Source organism: Arthrobacter sp. HMSC06H05 (assembly GCF_001807395.1).
Lineage (GTDB): Bacteria > Actinomycetota > Actinomycetes > Actinomycetales > Micrococcaceae > Pseudoglutamicibacter > Pseudoglutamicibacter albus.
Genome location: NZ_KV788974.1, coordinates 15,696 through 28,611, shown reverse-complemented (window position 1 = coordinate 28,611; position 12,916 = coordinate 15,696). Strand labels below are relative to the sequence as shown.

12 protein-coding genes are annotated in these 12,916 nt (G+C 61.3%); 8 read left to right on the top strand and 4 right to left on the bottom strand.

The features are described 5' to 3' along the window. Positions 1–42: 42 nt before the first annotated feature. Complete coding sequence (locus tag HMPREF3160_RS01880; RefSeq protein WP_070506747.1) at positions 43–1,773, top strand: class I adenylate-forming enzyme family protein; 1,731 nt, start codon at positions 43–45, stop codon at positions 1,771–1,773. Then, the gene (locus HMPREF3160_RS01875) at positions 1,770–3,113 is read left to right on the top strand and encodes a beta-ketoacyl-[acyl-carrier-protein] synthase family protein (RefSeq protein WP_070506745.1); all 1,344 of its coding nucleotides are present in this window, start codon (positions 1,770–1,772) and stop codon (positions 3,111–3,113) included. Before HMPREF3160_RS01880 ends, HMPREF3160_RS01875 begins: the two co-directional genes overlap by 4 nt. Positions 3,114–3,161: 48 nt before the next feature. Here the strand turns inward: HMPREF3160_RS01875 and HMPREF3160_RS09790 are convergent, their stop codons facing one another. The 4 genes from HMPREF3160_RS09790 to HMPREF3160_RS01855 all read right to left on the bottom strand — a co-directional run bounded on the left by HMPREF3160_RS09790 (position 3,162) and on the right by HMPREF3160_RS01855 (position 5,772). Further along, positions 3,162–3,440, bottom strand: coding sequence for a hypothetical protein (locus HMPREF3160_RS09790; protein WP_141739784.1), 279 nt, complete (start codon positions 3,438–3,440; stop codon positions 3,162–3,164). Between the two features lie 157 nt (positions 3,441–3,597). Then, a complete protein-coding gene (locus tag HMPREF3160_RS01865) occupies positions 3,598–4,509 on the bottom strand; it encodes a DUF2268 domain-containing putative Zn-dependent protease (RefSeq protein ID WP_070506740.1) in 912 nt (303 codons plus the stop codon). A gap of 22 nt (positions 4,510–4,531) precedes the next feature. Then, positions 4,532–5,326, bottom strand: a complete 795-nt coding sequence (locus HMPREF3160_RS01860; protein ID WP_070506737.1) for a MerR family transcriptional regulator — start codon at positions 5,324–5,326, stop codon at positions 4,532–4,534. A 161-nt stretch (positions 5,327–5,487) separates the two neighbouring features. After that, positions 5,488–5,772 carry a hypothetical protein gene (locus HMPREF3160_RS01855; protein ID WP_070506735.1) on the bottom strand — a complete coding sequence of 95 codons (285 nt, stop codon included), beginning with the start codon at positions 5,770–5,772 and terminating at the stop codon, positions 5,488–5,490. A 356-nt stretch (positions 5,773–6,128) separates the two neighbouring features. Between HMPREF3160_RS01855 and HMPREF3160_RS01850 the strand changes: the two genes are divergently transcribed. The 6 genes from HMPREF3160_RS01850 (at position 6,129) to HMPREF3160_RS01825 (ending at position 12,914) form a co-directional block, all read left to right on the top strand. Then, on the top strand, positions 6,129–6,887 hold the full coding sequence (locus HMPREF3160_RS01850) for a DUF6318 family protein (protein WP_141739783.1): 759 nt from the start codon (positions 6,129–6,131) through the stop codon (positions 6,885–6,887). Between the two features lie 24 nt (positions 6,888–6,911). Continuing rightward, positions 6,912–7,724 carry an IclR family transcriptional regulator gene (locus HMPREF3160_RS01845; RefSeq protein ID WP_070506730.1) on the top strand — a complete coding sequence of 271 codons (813 nt, stop codon included), beginning with the start codon at positions 6,912–6,914 and terminating at the stop codon, positions 7,722–7,724. A 137-nt stretch (positions 7,725–7,861) separates the two neighbouring features. Then, positions 7,862–9,139, top strand: coding sequence for a cytochrome P450 (locus tag HMPREF3160_RS01840; protein ID WP_070506727.1), 1,278 nt, complete (start codon positions 7,862–7,864; stop codon positions 9,137–9,139). Between the two features lie 19 nt (positions 9,140–9,158). After that, positions 9,159–10,280, top strand: a complete 1,122-nt coding sequence (locus tag HMPREF3160_RS01835) for a PEP/pyruvate-binding domain-containing protein (protein WP_070506724.1) — start codon at positions 9,159–9,161, stop codon at positions 10,278–10,280. A 10-nt stretch (positions 10,281–10,290) separates the two neighbouring features. Beyond that, positions 10,291–12,159, top strand: a complete 1,869-nt coding sequence (locus tag HMPREF3160_RS01830) for a PEP-utilizing enzyme (RefSeq protein ID WP_070506721.1) — start codon at positions 10,291–10,293, stop codon at positions 12,157–12,159. Further along, positions 12,156–12,914 carry an SDR family NAD(P)-dependent oxidoreductase gene (locus HMPREF3160_RS01825; RefSeq protein ID WP_070506719.1) on the top strand — a complete coding sequence of 253 codons (759 nt, stop codon included), beginning with the start codon at positions 12,156–12,158 and terminating at the stop codon, positions 12,912–12,914. The genes HMPREF3160_RS01830 and HMPREF3160_RS01825 overlap by 4 nt, the downstream gene beginning before the upstream one ends. Positions 12,915–12,916: the final 2 nt, after the last annotated feature.

The following is a 12,916-nucleotide window of genomic DNA, read 5'->3' as shown; positions in this document are numbered from 1 at the left end:
CAACCTGCCGCGGAAGGCACTTGCAACGGTTAAGCTAGCGACGTGCCCATCACCCGCTCCATCCGCGCGACCGCCGCCAAGCATCCCGAACGGCCCGCCATCACCACCAGCAACCGTTCCCTCACCTACCGCGAGCTCGTGGACGAAAGCCGCCACACCATCGCCGCCGCTCGGCAACTACACGAAGGCGTGCGGTTGACGGGAAGGAACGAGCCAGAGGCGCGGCCGGTGACCGCGGTGTGCACCGCATCGGCGTTTGAGGCGGCGCGGATCATGGCGGCGCTTGCCGGTTCCGATCATGTTTTCGCTGCGATCGACCCGCGATGGCCGGCCGAGCATCAACGCAACATCATTCGTTCGGCGGGCATCGGCGTGGTGATCGTGGACGACTCCGAATCCGCCGCAACCCTCCGTAGCTCCCTCGGTACAGACTGGGGCGGGGTCATCTGCACGATGCCGGAGTTCCGCAACCTCGAACACGCGGTCGCTAATGATGGCGGCGACGCAGGGGATGGTGCTGACAGCGTTGCCGAAGTTGCGGAGAACCGCCCCGACACCTCCCGCCCTGATGGTGCGGCGGACCGCCCTGATTCTGAACCGTTCCTGATGCTGTTCTCCTCCGGGACCACCGCCGCGCCGAAAGCGTTTCTGAAAACCCGCGGGCAATACCGCGCGAACCTCGCCGTCTCCAAGCGGCACCTCGGGCTGGGGCCTGGCATGGTCACGTTCGCGCCGGGACCATTCGCGTACTCGCTCACCCTCTACGCCGCGGTCGAAACACTCGCCACCGGCGGCACCATCCACCTCGCCAACAACACCGACACTCTCACGCTGGCAGGCCTGGGGGAGCGGATCACGCACGAAAACATCACCCGCATCGTGACCGTCCCCGCGATGCTACGCGGCATTATCACCCAAGCTACTCGTAGGCCTGAACTGTTTGCAGACCTGGACCTCATCGTCGTGGGCGGGGCGGACCTCCCCGAAACCCTCCGACGCGATCTTGCCACCGTGCTCCCTCACACCGAACTCATCAGCTACTACGGGGCCGCAGAGATCGGGTTCATCGGCCAAGGAATCCCCGACCACCCCGGCTGGCACGAGGTCTATAACGGGGTGGAGGTACAGATCCGCGACGAGGACGGGGAGCCCATGCCCGATGGCGAACTGGGCACGATTTGGGTGCGGGCCGCATCATGCTCCGACGGGTACGTGGTCGGCGGCGGCCCTACGGATGGCGGCGGTGCTGGCAGTGATAATGCCGACGGTCCTGTCAGCGGCCTGCTGGATGAGCACGGCTGGGCGAGCGTCGGCGACCAAGGCCGCGTCCGCATCGTGGACGGTCGGCAGCAGGTCCAGGTGCTCGGCCGGGCCGGGGACATCATCAACACTGGCGGACACAAAGTCGCCCTTCCGGACGTGACACGCGCCTACGCCGGCTTCACCGCAGGCGGCCAAGCGTTCGATGCGGTTGCCGTCGGGCTGCCGGATGCGACGCTAGGGACGGTGCTCGCGCTCGCCGTCGAAGACTCCGGACTGGGGACCGGCGGCGGGGAACCGGGCGGCGCAGGATCGGGTGGCACCCTCACTAAGGCCGCGTTGCGAGAGTGGGGCCGCGCGCGGTTGGCGCCGCAGTTCGTTCCAGCGCAGTATTACGTGGTGTCGCGGCTACCGCGAACCGTGGGTGGCAAGGTCAAGACCGCTGAACTCGCCGACCTGCTCCGCTCCGGCGCGACAGCCCGAACAAGCAGCGAAGGGGTGCAACGCTTGTGACGACAGAACGAGTCACCATCACCGGCCTCGGCGCGATCACCCCGAGCGGGCTGAGCGTCCCCGAAATGTGGGATGCCGTCGTCAACGGCCGCAGCGGCATCCGTGTGCTGGAAAGCGACGAATTCGAAACCCCGCACGCCCGCGAACTTGGGGTGCGCATCGGCGGCCAGGTGCGCGGCTTCAACCCCGAAGACTACGTGCCGCGCCCGCTCGCTCGCCGGCTCGAGGACATGCACGTGTGGGCTATCGCCGCCGCCGACCAAGCCCTCGCCCAAGCCGGCATTCATGTGCCCGGTGCCGGCCAACGCAACACCGCCTTGCCGTGGGATCCGGCGCGGGTCATGGTCGTAGTGGCTACCGGTTCAGGCCCGTTGCAGCCGCACCATCAGGCGGCACTCGCGTTCGAACAACGCGGGCAGCGCGGTGTCCCGTTGAGCCTCACGATGCACGGCGCATCCGACGCTCCCGCCGCCCTTATCAGTCAGCGGTACGGGGTCACGGGGCCGGCCCGCGCGGTGTCGGCGACGTGTGCGTCCGGTGCCGTTGCGCTGGGGGAGGCGATGCGCGCGCTACGCCACGGATACGCCGACGCTGCGATCGTGGTCGGTGTTGAGGACTGCGTGAACCCGATCAACGTGTCCTCCAACGCGAACGTTCGGGCGCTCGCTGCAGGCTACGAGGATCACCCGGAGCGAGCATCACGGCCGTTTGACCGCGGCCGAACCGGGTTCGTAGTCTCCGCCGGTGCCGCCGCGATGGTTCTGGAACGCGATACCGTTGCACGCAACCGCGGTGCGAATGTACTCGCGGAACTCGCGGGCTACGGTGCGTCCTCGGACGCTCACCATGCGACGGCGCCCCTGCCCGATGGTCGCGGTGCCGCGTCCGCGATGCGCGCGGCCCTCGCTGACGCCGGCCTCACGCCGGAACAGTTTGCCACGGGCGCTCCCGATGGCGGCCCGCTCGGCCACGTGAACGCGCATGGAACCGGGACAGTGGCCGGAGACGCCGCGGAAGCCGCGGCACTCACCGCAGTGTTCGGCGGCGGTGTCGAAACGAGCCCGGCAAGCACCACCGCACCCCAGCTCCCGATCACCGCCACCAAGTCTTCGACCGGCCACCTGCTCGGTGCCGCCGGTGTCCTCGAAGCCGTGATCAGTGTGTGTTCGCTGCGGGAGGGGATTATCCCTCCGACCATCAACCTCGACGATCCAGCGTTCCCGGAGCTCGCCATCGTGCCTGAACCGCGCCGCTTGCCGCCGGAGAACAACACGATGGTGCTATCCAATTCCTTCGGGTTCGGCGGGCACAACGCGGCGATCCTCATCAGCAAGAGGTAGCCGCGTTGGCGGGGGACGCCCTGCCAACGCGGCCCGCTCGGCAGTGGTTTAGTGCTGGCGAGCTCGCCTCATCAGAAGCAGGCCGCCCAACAACACCACGGCCGCAAACCCGATGAGCCCCGCGACCTCCGCGCCGGTCGGAGCCAAGCCGCGCTCACGGGCTTCCGGTTGCTTCGGAGTTGGCGAAGGCGCAGGCTCCTCGTTTGGTTCCGGCGTCGGCTCGTCACTCCGCGTCGGCGTCGGTTCGTCGCTTGGCTCCGGTTCGCGGGTGTCGGTGACGGTGAACTGGGCGGCAAGTGCGCATCCGCATCTTCGTGTTCTCAGCACGGCCCACAGCCTTGTTGACCACAACATCGCCGTCCTGAGCCTCGCGCAGCTCAGTTTTGACGGTGATGGTCTGCTTCTCGCCGTATGCCAGCGGCGCCTCGGTCACTACGCGGACGGGTCGGGGTGCTGAGCGGCGAGCCGGGGAAGGTGGTGAGCGTCAGGGCCTGGTGTTGAGCCCCAGTCGTGGCAGAGCAATGTTTAGAATCTCCTCGGCAGGAGTTCTAAGGCATTCCGTTGCAGTACGGCCGGTCGCATCGAGGTACTCCTGTACGATGCGCGTTCCAGCGGCGTAACCGGCGCCGGTAGGAAGACCGACAGGCGATGACCCAAAGAGTCGGGCACTCGCGTCGCCAAGCACCCACCCCGCAAAGTTCTGCATACCAGTGTTGTTGAGGCCTTCGCAGACGCGGCGAAGTACGTCATCGCTTTCTCGTGTCTGTTCAGAAACAAAGTGGGTGTAGCCTCGCAGGCCGCAGTAGCGGACAGCGAAAAGGTCGGCCAGACCTTCAGCCACGACGTGCTCTCCAACAGTCACGGTCATCGGATTCCATACAATCCCGCCGGGTGAATAGCGGAGGTTGTGATGTAACTCGTGTAACGCAATAGCTTCAAGCCGGTTGAGGATCACATCGGTGGGCCAGATGGTGATTGCGATGTAGCCGCTGATACCGCCGAAGGCTGAAAGCCCTTGCAATTCCTCCATAAAGTGCTGGTTGGTCGGGTCTCCCAACAGCAACAACACAGTGATGTCCGGTATCTCAAGGCCGGGGATTGCGGTAGCTAAATCTGTTGCACCTTGAATCAGTGCTTGCTTGATGCGGCCCCATGCATCGGCCTTTTCCAAGCTGTCTAGCGCATCGAGCATCCGCTGTTGCGGGGCCGCTGGGCTGAAGCCGAAGTTCTGAGCGTGAACTGCTACGAGGTCAGGCTCGCTAGGGCCGAAAGAGTACATGCCTGCTACAGGTTGCCACAACCGGCGGAGAGCATCGTTTCGTTGCTCCCGTGGACAATCCAGTAGAGCGCGCATTTCGACGCCGCTTTCGACCATCGTGATGTGTGTGCTATTCATGTTGAACCTTATGATCTGGGGCTTATGCCCACTCAGGGTTGTTGATATTCACTCCGCTGGTTACTGCGACAGCTTCAATAGCATCGGCAAGCCATCGGGCAAGGCCGGGTTGCCTGGCGTCGTAGTGATTAGTGAAACTCTTGACGGTGATGTAGCTACGTGAGATCAAATAATGCTTGGCCGGCGTGACAGGGAAAAACTCACCAAGTGCTTCGCGGTGCTTCTGAACTAGCATTGCTGCCTCATCGCTGGAGGCGGAAACGTTATTGCGCACGGCTTCGGCGCACTGTTCTTCAACGCTGTTGAACCTATCGTTACACGCTGCCCAATCAGCATGACTCCACTCGGCGGTCCGTTGTTGACTGACGCTCCAATCGTCAGTGTCGCCATAAGCGTCTTCAGCTTGTGAACGATATTCAACGAAGCGGGCTTCGCCTAGAATTTCTCCGATTTCGCTCAACGTTGGTTTCGTTGTGGCTGTTTCCTTGGCTATCAGCTTGTCGATCACGCTGAGCATCTCTTGAGTCTGCTGGATTTGAGACGTGAGAATTTCTCGTTGCCTCCGCAGATGTGCGATGTGTTCTGTGCCCGCCGCAAGTACGTCCTTGATGGTTGCAAGCTTCATTCCGGTGGCCCGATAGATCATGATCTGCTGGATCGTATCCAGGTCAGCGCGCGTATAGATCCTGTAGTTTGACCAGGTGCGCTCGGAAGGGCGGACAAGACCGAGGTCTTCCCAATGATGCAACGTACGCACCGTTATTTTGAACTGCCGGGCAACCTCCCCGACGGAGTAATGATCTTCATGGCTGTTCATGAACGTAATTCTGATGCCTGACGTTACGTGAGGGTCAACTCGGTCTTAGCGGTGGGCCAGGCGCGTGCTCGCTAGGAAGTTGCGTTGATGGGCGGGCTGGTAGGTCATGATGTCACCTTACAGAAGTGAGCTGTACCCGGCGAGGGGCCTACGACGCAGCCTCAGTCGGCCTGTTGCGGCGCGCTCCGACGGCAATCATGATGAGCCCGGCCGCGATCCACGCCGACTGCGCCCAGGGTCCGCTGACCGGCAGAGGTCAGCTGGAGAGCAAGCAGAACAGCCGAAGCCATGCCACCAAAGATGAGCGGCAGCAACGCTGAGTTCAGCCCCACGCCTTGAGGGTCCTCGGCGGTCATGGGTGCGACGTCGTTGACAGTGACTTCTTGCCCTTCGGCTTCCAGCTGGGTTGCCATCCCTTTGAAGGCGGCCGCATAGGGTGCACGCAAGTGAGCGCCTTCTTGATGTAACTGGGTGAAAACAATCAGGAATTTGTTGAATCAGAGAGGGTCTCGGAGGTTCGCGCGGACCGGCTGGCTCGCCTCGAACCTATCCTTAGGCGGGCGCGTGAAGCCGGGTTGATAGGGGACATTGACGCGATGCGATTCCTGGTTGGGATCGCTGCGGCAACCCGACCACTACCAGACTTCGTGGAGGGGCACATCCCAGATCTGCATGAGTGGCTCATCGACGTCTACTTGCGTGGGCTCCGGCCGTAAGGGTCTGGCGTTTATTCGTGCGGCTGTGGTGAAATAAAGCCAACATGGGCTTGCATCCATCGTTTTTTGAGTTTGAAAGGCTCCGTATGCGTCGCACCACAGCTGCTCTCTCCGCCCTGCTCATAAGCGTTGGCTTGGCCAGCTGCTCCCAGAACCAGGGCCAGAACGATGGGCAACAACAGGGGCAGAATCTGAGCGAACGGCTGATGCCGCAGCAGTCGCAAGACCAACAGCAGTCGCAACAGCCGGGGCAACAATCGGCACCGAGCCAGCAGTCGCCTGCGCCGAGCCCTTCCGTGCAACAGAATCAGCCAGGTGCTGGCGGCCTGAAACCTGACCTTTCGGAGCCGACCCCGCCGTCGGGCCCTTATGAAAAAGCTACGGTTCAGCATCCCGCGCGGAATGTGCCTATCCCGCAATTGGACCCGAATATTAGAAACGATAAAGCCGGGGTCAAGGAGGTCGTGAGGTACTTCATGGCTTCTCAGGAGTACATCAGGCAGACCGGTAACGCGAGGCCGCTAACTCAAGTGGCGCCGACAAGTTGCGCGGGATGCTGGGTGTATGCCAGCAGTGCGAACTATCTGACCTATTCGAAGGGCAGCTGGTATGTCGGTAAGGGCATCGAATATAAGGAAAGGACGTTACAGGTAAAGCCGCACCCCGACCGGCCGGGCCAGGTTGTCGCGACGTTCGATTTCTTTGAGAACGAGGTCACCCTCGTTGAGAATGGCAAACCGCAAGTGGTGGCGAGCCCGAGCACGTTCCGTTCCACCATGGTCCTGGAATACGACTTTTCTCTGGACAAATGGATTATTCGCGAGCTGGAGAACAGGCCGCGGTGACGTAAAACCCAGGAGTCAATCGGCATGACAGCCCCTGAACCCGCGCCAAAGTCGGTGACCGGGCGGATCTTGAGCATTCTGACGCTCTTCGAATCCGGGCAACGCTCCATTTCACTCACCGACATCGCTGCCCGCACCGGCTTGCCGCTGTCCACCGTGCACCGTTTGGTTGGAGAGCTCGTCGAATGGCGGTTCCTGGCCAAGAATGAGACCGGCCGCTATCAGCTTGGCATCCGGTTGTGGGCGCTCGCCCAAAACACCGGCCGTCAGCTTCGCGATGCAGCGAAACCTCTGTTGCAGGACTTGTTCTCCTTGACTGGGGAAACCACCCACCTCGCCATCCGTGAGGGCAACGAGGCTCTCTATATTGAGAGGCTCTACTCGACCAAACGGCTGGCTCGCGCAGCAAAAGTGGGCGGCTCTCTGCCGCTACACGCCACCGCCGTGGGTAAATGCATTCTGGCTTTTGAAGAGGACTGGGTCCGGGACTCGTACCTGCAGTTACCTTTGAAGGCTTTCACCCCCTTCACTGAAGTGAATCCGCACCGTCTAGCTGGCCAGTTGGTCAAGTTCCGCAAACAGGGCTATGCGACGGCGCACGAGGAAGTCACGATCGGCTCCAGTTCCATCGCTGTCCCCATTTTTCATACCGGCAGGCTCGGTGGTGCGTTGGGCCTAGTTGTCTACTCATCTCAGGCTCCGGACATGACAAAGTTCCTTCCGGCGATGCAAGCGATCTCCCGCAAGATCGAGAAAGCGACCGAGTTCATCCCGCTCGAATCCCTCCATGACGCTCATAAGGAGCCGTTGCCCGAGTCAGGAAACATGCAGGGCTAACAACCGGTTCAGCTTCCGGAAAGCCCCCGCAAGAATGTCACTTCCACTGAGTGGAAGTTTCTCCTCGCCGGTGGAGTGTGAGGCGGCTCACACTAGGTGGAGCAGTTATCCATCCATTGGTTTTCTGAGGAGTCGTTTTGACTGACACCACTTCCACGACCGGTTGCCCGTACGCCGCAGCTGTGTCCGGCGCGGACAAGGACTACCACGGCTACAAGCCGTTTGATCTGAAAGACCCGTTCGGCGCCTACGCTGAGCTACGCGAGGAAGCGCCGGTCATGTTCGATGACCGCGTGGGCCTCTACGTTGTGACCCGCTACGACGACGTGAAGGCCGTCTTTGACGACTGGGAGACGTTCTCTTCTGAGAACGCCCAGGCTCCTGTACGTAGGCGGGGCCCTCAGGCCACCAAGATCATGGAAGAAGGCGGCTTCACGGCCTACTCCGGGCTTTCGGCCCGTATCCCGCCGGAGCACACGCGTATTCGTTCGATTGTGCAGAAGGCTTTCACCCCACGCCGATACAAAGTGATGGAGCCATTCATCCGGCAGAACGTGGTGGATCTGCTTTCCGCAATGCTGGATAACCCGGATAACCAGGGCGACATCCTGCGGGATCTGGCCTACGACCTGCCGACCATCACCATCCTGACCCTAATTGGCGCGGACGTTGAGAAGATTGACGATTTCAAACGCTGGTCGGACTCACGGGCAGCGATGACATGGGGCGATTTGAGCGATGAAGAGCAGACCCCACACGCCCACAACTTGGTTGAGTACTGGCAGGAATGCCAGCGCCTGGTAGCTGAGGCCCACGCGAACGGTGGGGATAACCTCACGGCTGACTTGGTCAAGGCTCAAGACGAGGGCGCTGAGATCACCGACCACGAGATCGCGTCCGTTCTCTACTCGCTGCTGTTTGCCGGGCATGAGACCACAACCACGCTGATCTCTAACTGCATGCGTGTGCTGTTGAACCACCCGGAGGACTGGCAAGCACTGATCGATGACCCTAAGAAGATCCCGGGTGCCATCAACGAGGTCCTGCGTTACTCGGGTTCGATTGTCGCTTGGCGCCGTAAGGCACTCAAAGACACCGAAGTTGGCGGGGTAAAGATCCCTAAGGGTGGGGAACTGTTGCTGGTCATGGGTTCCGCGAACCGTGATGAGAGCCAGTTCGAGAACGGTGAAGAGTTCGATATCTCCCGCCCGAACGCCTCCGAACATTTGTCTTTCGGTTACGGCATCCACTATTGCCTCGGCCAGATGCTGGCCCGGCTGCAAACCAAGATCGCGTTGGAAGAGATCGTCAAGATCGCCCCGCATCTGCAGCTGGTGGCACCGGAAGAGATCACCTTCCGGGAGAACATTTCCTTCCGCGTCCCAGAGTCCGTTCCGGTGCGCTGGGCTAGCTAGGTTCTAGGAGTTTCAAACGATGAAATCTAACGAATTGATTCAGTTCTTTGATGGCGGCATCGAGCCTGAACTTGAGCAGCTAGGCGGTAAGGGTGCCTCCCTGGTTTCGATGACTGCGGCTGGTATGCCGGTCCCGCCAGGTTTTGTGGTGACATGCGCTCTGTTCGATGAGTTCATGGCCGCACACAATCTCCACGAGAAGGTTCGGGAAGCGCTCGAAGGTCTCAACCCGGACGCTGTGGACGAGGTCGAGGAGATCTCCAAGAAGGTTCGGGAGAAGATTCTGTCCGCTCCGGTCCCGCCAGCTTCCTCCGAGCTGACTCGCCAGGCCCACGAAGCGCTCATGGAGCGTTTTGAGGAGCCAGTCCCGGTCGCTGTGCGTTCTTCGGCGACCGCGGAAGACCTGCCGGATGCGTCCTTCGCTGGCCAGCAGGACACCTACCTGTGGCTGGAAGGCTTCGACACGGTTGGTGAGCATATCCGTAAGTGCTGGGCCAGCCTCTATACGGCGCGGGCTATCTTGTACCGCCTGAAAAACAACATCCCTGACGAGGGGCTGTCCATGGCGGTGGTCGTCCAGAAGATGGTCAACGCTAAGGTCTCCGGGGTCGCTATGACCCTTGATCCGGCCACCGGGGACCGCTCCAAGATCACCGTCGATTCCTCTTATGGTGTGGGCGAGATGGTGGTTTCCGGTCAGGTCACCCCGGACAACATCATGGTGGACAAGGTCACCATGGGGCTCGTTTCCGAGCATATTGGTGACAAGCACGCAGAGCTGGTCCCGGATGTAGCAGCTAAGACGCTGATTGAGAGGGAAGTGGACGCTGAACGCCGTGCGGTGCGTTCCTTGAACGATGAGGAACTCACCCAGGTGGCTGCCATGGCTAAGCGTGCAGAAAAGCATTACGGCTGCCCACAGGACATCGAATGGGCTCTAGATGCTGATCTCCCAGACGGGGAGAACCTGCTGTTGCTGCAGTCTCGCCCCGAGACTGTCCATTCCTCCAAGAAGCCTGCCGTGAAACCGGCCAGCACGGGTGGATACGCAGCGAACCTGACCGGTTCCCTCACTGGTGCCGCCGGCAACGGTGGCTCCTTCTCCCTGTCCTCTATCACCTCCGCTTTTATTAAGAACTAAGGAACGCATCATGGCGATGAAGTCTTTCCCTAAGCCGTCTGAACTACCAGTCCCTGAGGGGGCTAAAGGCTGGGAGAAAATCTATCCGTATTATCTGGTCTTCCAAGACAAGCTCAAGGACGAAGAGGATCAGAAGTTCTGGTTCTGCGATTCGCAGCACTGGCCTACCGTTTTCAAGCCGTTTGAGACTATCGGCGCTGAGTTCGCTGTGAAGTGCTTAGGCCAATACAACGCACGCCACTTGATGATCCCTACCGCTAAGGGCATCGAGTTCCGCGTGCACCTGGGGTACTTGTACATGTCTCCGATCCCGGTTCCTGAAGAAGAGATTGCTGAACGGGTTCCGGAGTTTGAAGCCCGCATCGGGCACTACTTCCAGAACTGGCAGCCGCTACTGGATCAGTGGCACACCAAGGTGCGCGACACCTTGAATGAGATGGAGTCGATCGAGTTCAAGCCGTTGCCGGACATGGTGCCGATGCAGGACATCCAGGACGGTGTGGGTAAAGACGGCTCGGAGCGGCTGCTGGAGGATTACGACCGCCTGATCCAGCTGGCTTACCAGAACTGGCAGTACCACTTTGAGTTCCTGAACCTGGGCTACATCGCTTACCTGGACTTCTTCAACTTCTGTAAGGAAGTGTTCCCGAACATCCCAGAGCAGAACATTGCCGTGATGGTTCAGGGCGAGGACATGGAGCTGTTCCGTCCGGATGATGAGCTGAAGCATCTGGCGGTCAAGGCTGTGGATCTGAATCTGCAGGAACACTTCACCAACACGGACGATGCGGAAGCAACTCTGGCCGCGATCGCCGCCGCTGAGGGTGGGGATCAGTGGCTGGCTCAGTGGGAAGAGGCGCAGGATCCGTGGTTCAACTTCACCACCGGTAACGGCTTCTACTGCCACGATAAGTACTGGCGCGACCATTTGGACATCCCGCTGGGCTTCATCGCTGACTACATCCACCGCTTGGAGCAGGGCCAGCAGATTCTGCGCCCGATGGCCGAGCTCGTTGCCGAGCGTGAGCGCATCATCAGCGAATACCAGGACTTGCTGGATGAAGAGACCGCAGCGATCTTCGATGCCAAGCGTTCCCTGGCAGCTACCGCGTACCCGTATGTGGAGAACCACAACTTCTACATCGAGCACTGGACCATGGGCATCTTCTGGCGCAAGGTCCGTGCCTTGTCTAAGGTCTTCGCAGACGCCGGTTTCTGGGCAGATGACGAGGACATGCTGTACCTATCCCGCACCGAGGTCCGCGACGCCCTGTTCGATCTGGTCAACTCGCACGGCATCGGCGCTAAGGCGATCGGTCCAGTGTACTGGCCGGACGTTATCGCCGAACGCAAGAGCACCGTGACCGCCTTGAAGAAGGCCCGCCCAGCGCCAGCGTTGAACACGCCACCGGAAGCAATCACCGAGCCGTTCACCCGCATGCTCTGGGGCATCACCACCGAACAGGTCCAGCAGTGGCTGGCAGGCGATGACGTCAACGAGTCTGGCCTGAAAGGCATGGCTGCGTCCCCAGGCACTGCGGAAGGCTACGCCCGCGTGATCATGGATGCCGATGAGATCGGTCAGGTCCAGCAGGGCGAGATCCTGGTGGCGCCGGTGACCGCCCCGAGCTGGGGTCCGATCTTCGGCAAGATCAAGGCCGCAGTGACCGACATCGGCGGCATGATGTCCCACGCTGCGATCGTGTGTCGCGAATACGCACTACCGGCGGTCACGGGCACAGGTTCGGCATCCACCACCATCCAGACGGGCCAGTACCTGCGCGTCAACGGCACCGCCGGCACCGTGGAAATCCTCGACGGACCGTCTGATGAGGGCGCCGAAGCCGAGTCAGCTACCGCGGAGGCAGCGCTCTCATGAGTGCCAACAACCCGCAAACCGCTCTGATCCCCGGGGCAGCCGGCGGCCTGGGCCGAGTCTTCGCACTCGGCTTCGCCGCTGCCGGCTACCGGGTGGTCTGCGCAGACCGCAACCTCGAAGGCGCACAAGAGACCGCGAACATGGTCAACACCGAACGCGGAGAAGACACCGCGCTCGCCGTCGCAGTTGATGTCACTGACGTGGACTCAACGGAGGCCTGCGCCGCTGCCGCCGCTGAATTCGCGCACGGCAGCATCGACGTTCTGATCAACAACGCGGCGATCTACGCGACCATCACCCGGACCCCGTTCGAGGACATCGACCCTGCGGAATGGGACCAGGTCATGGCGGTGAACCTCAAGGGGCCATGGCTAATGTCCAAGGCTTGCTCGCCGCACATGAAAGATGGCGCGCGCATCGTGAACCTGGCCTCAGCCACCGTGTATTCCGGTTCCGAACAGTGGGCCCACTATGTGGCATCCAAAGCCGGAGTCATCGGGCTCACTCGTGTTCTGGCTAAGGAATTGGGCCGGCGCAACATCCGCGTCAATGCGCTCGCTCCAGGCTTCACACTCACCGAGGCCTCGCTCGGACTCATGGAGGACGCCGCGAGCTACGGGGTGGACCGAGGCGCTTTGCGCCGGGCTTCCGAACCCGAAGACATGCTGGGTGCCGCCCTGTTCCTAGCCTCCGACCAATCCAGTTACGTCGCCGGGCAGACCCTGGTAGTCGACGGCGGCCGCCAATTCATCTAAAG

Coding starts and splice junctions, on each gene's coding strand:
- HMPREF3160_RS01830 (WP_070506721.1), top strand. CDS start 10,291: ATGGCGATGAAGTCTTTCCCTAAGCCGTCTGAACTACCAGTCCCTGAG.
- HMPREF3160_RS01850 (WP_141739783.1), top strand. CDS start 6,129: ATGCGTCGCACCACAGCTGCTCTCTCCGCCCTGCTCATAAGCGTTGGC.
- HMPREF3160_RS01860 (WP_070506737.1), bottom strand. CDS start 5,326: ATGAACAGCCATGAAGATCATTACTCCGTCGGGGAGGTTGCCCGGCAG.
- HMPREF3160_RS01845 (WP_070506730.1), top strand. CDS start 6,912: ATGACAGCCCCTGAACCCGCGCCAAAGTCGGTGACCGGGCGGATCTTG.
- HMPREF3160_RS01835 (WP_070506724.1), top strand. CDS start 9,159: ATGAAATCTAACGAATTGATTCAGTTCTTTGATGGCGGCATCGAGCCT.
- HMPREF3160_RS01825 (WP_070506719.1), top strand. CDS start 12,156: ATGAGTGCCAACAACCCGCAAACCGCTCTGATCCCCGGGGCAGCCGGC.
- HMPREF3160_RS01865 (WP_070506740.1), bottom strand. CDS start 4,509: ATGAATAGCACACACATCACGATGGTCGAAAGCGGCGTCGAAATGCGC.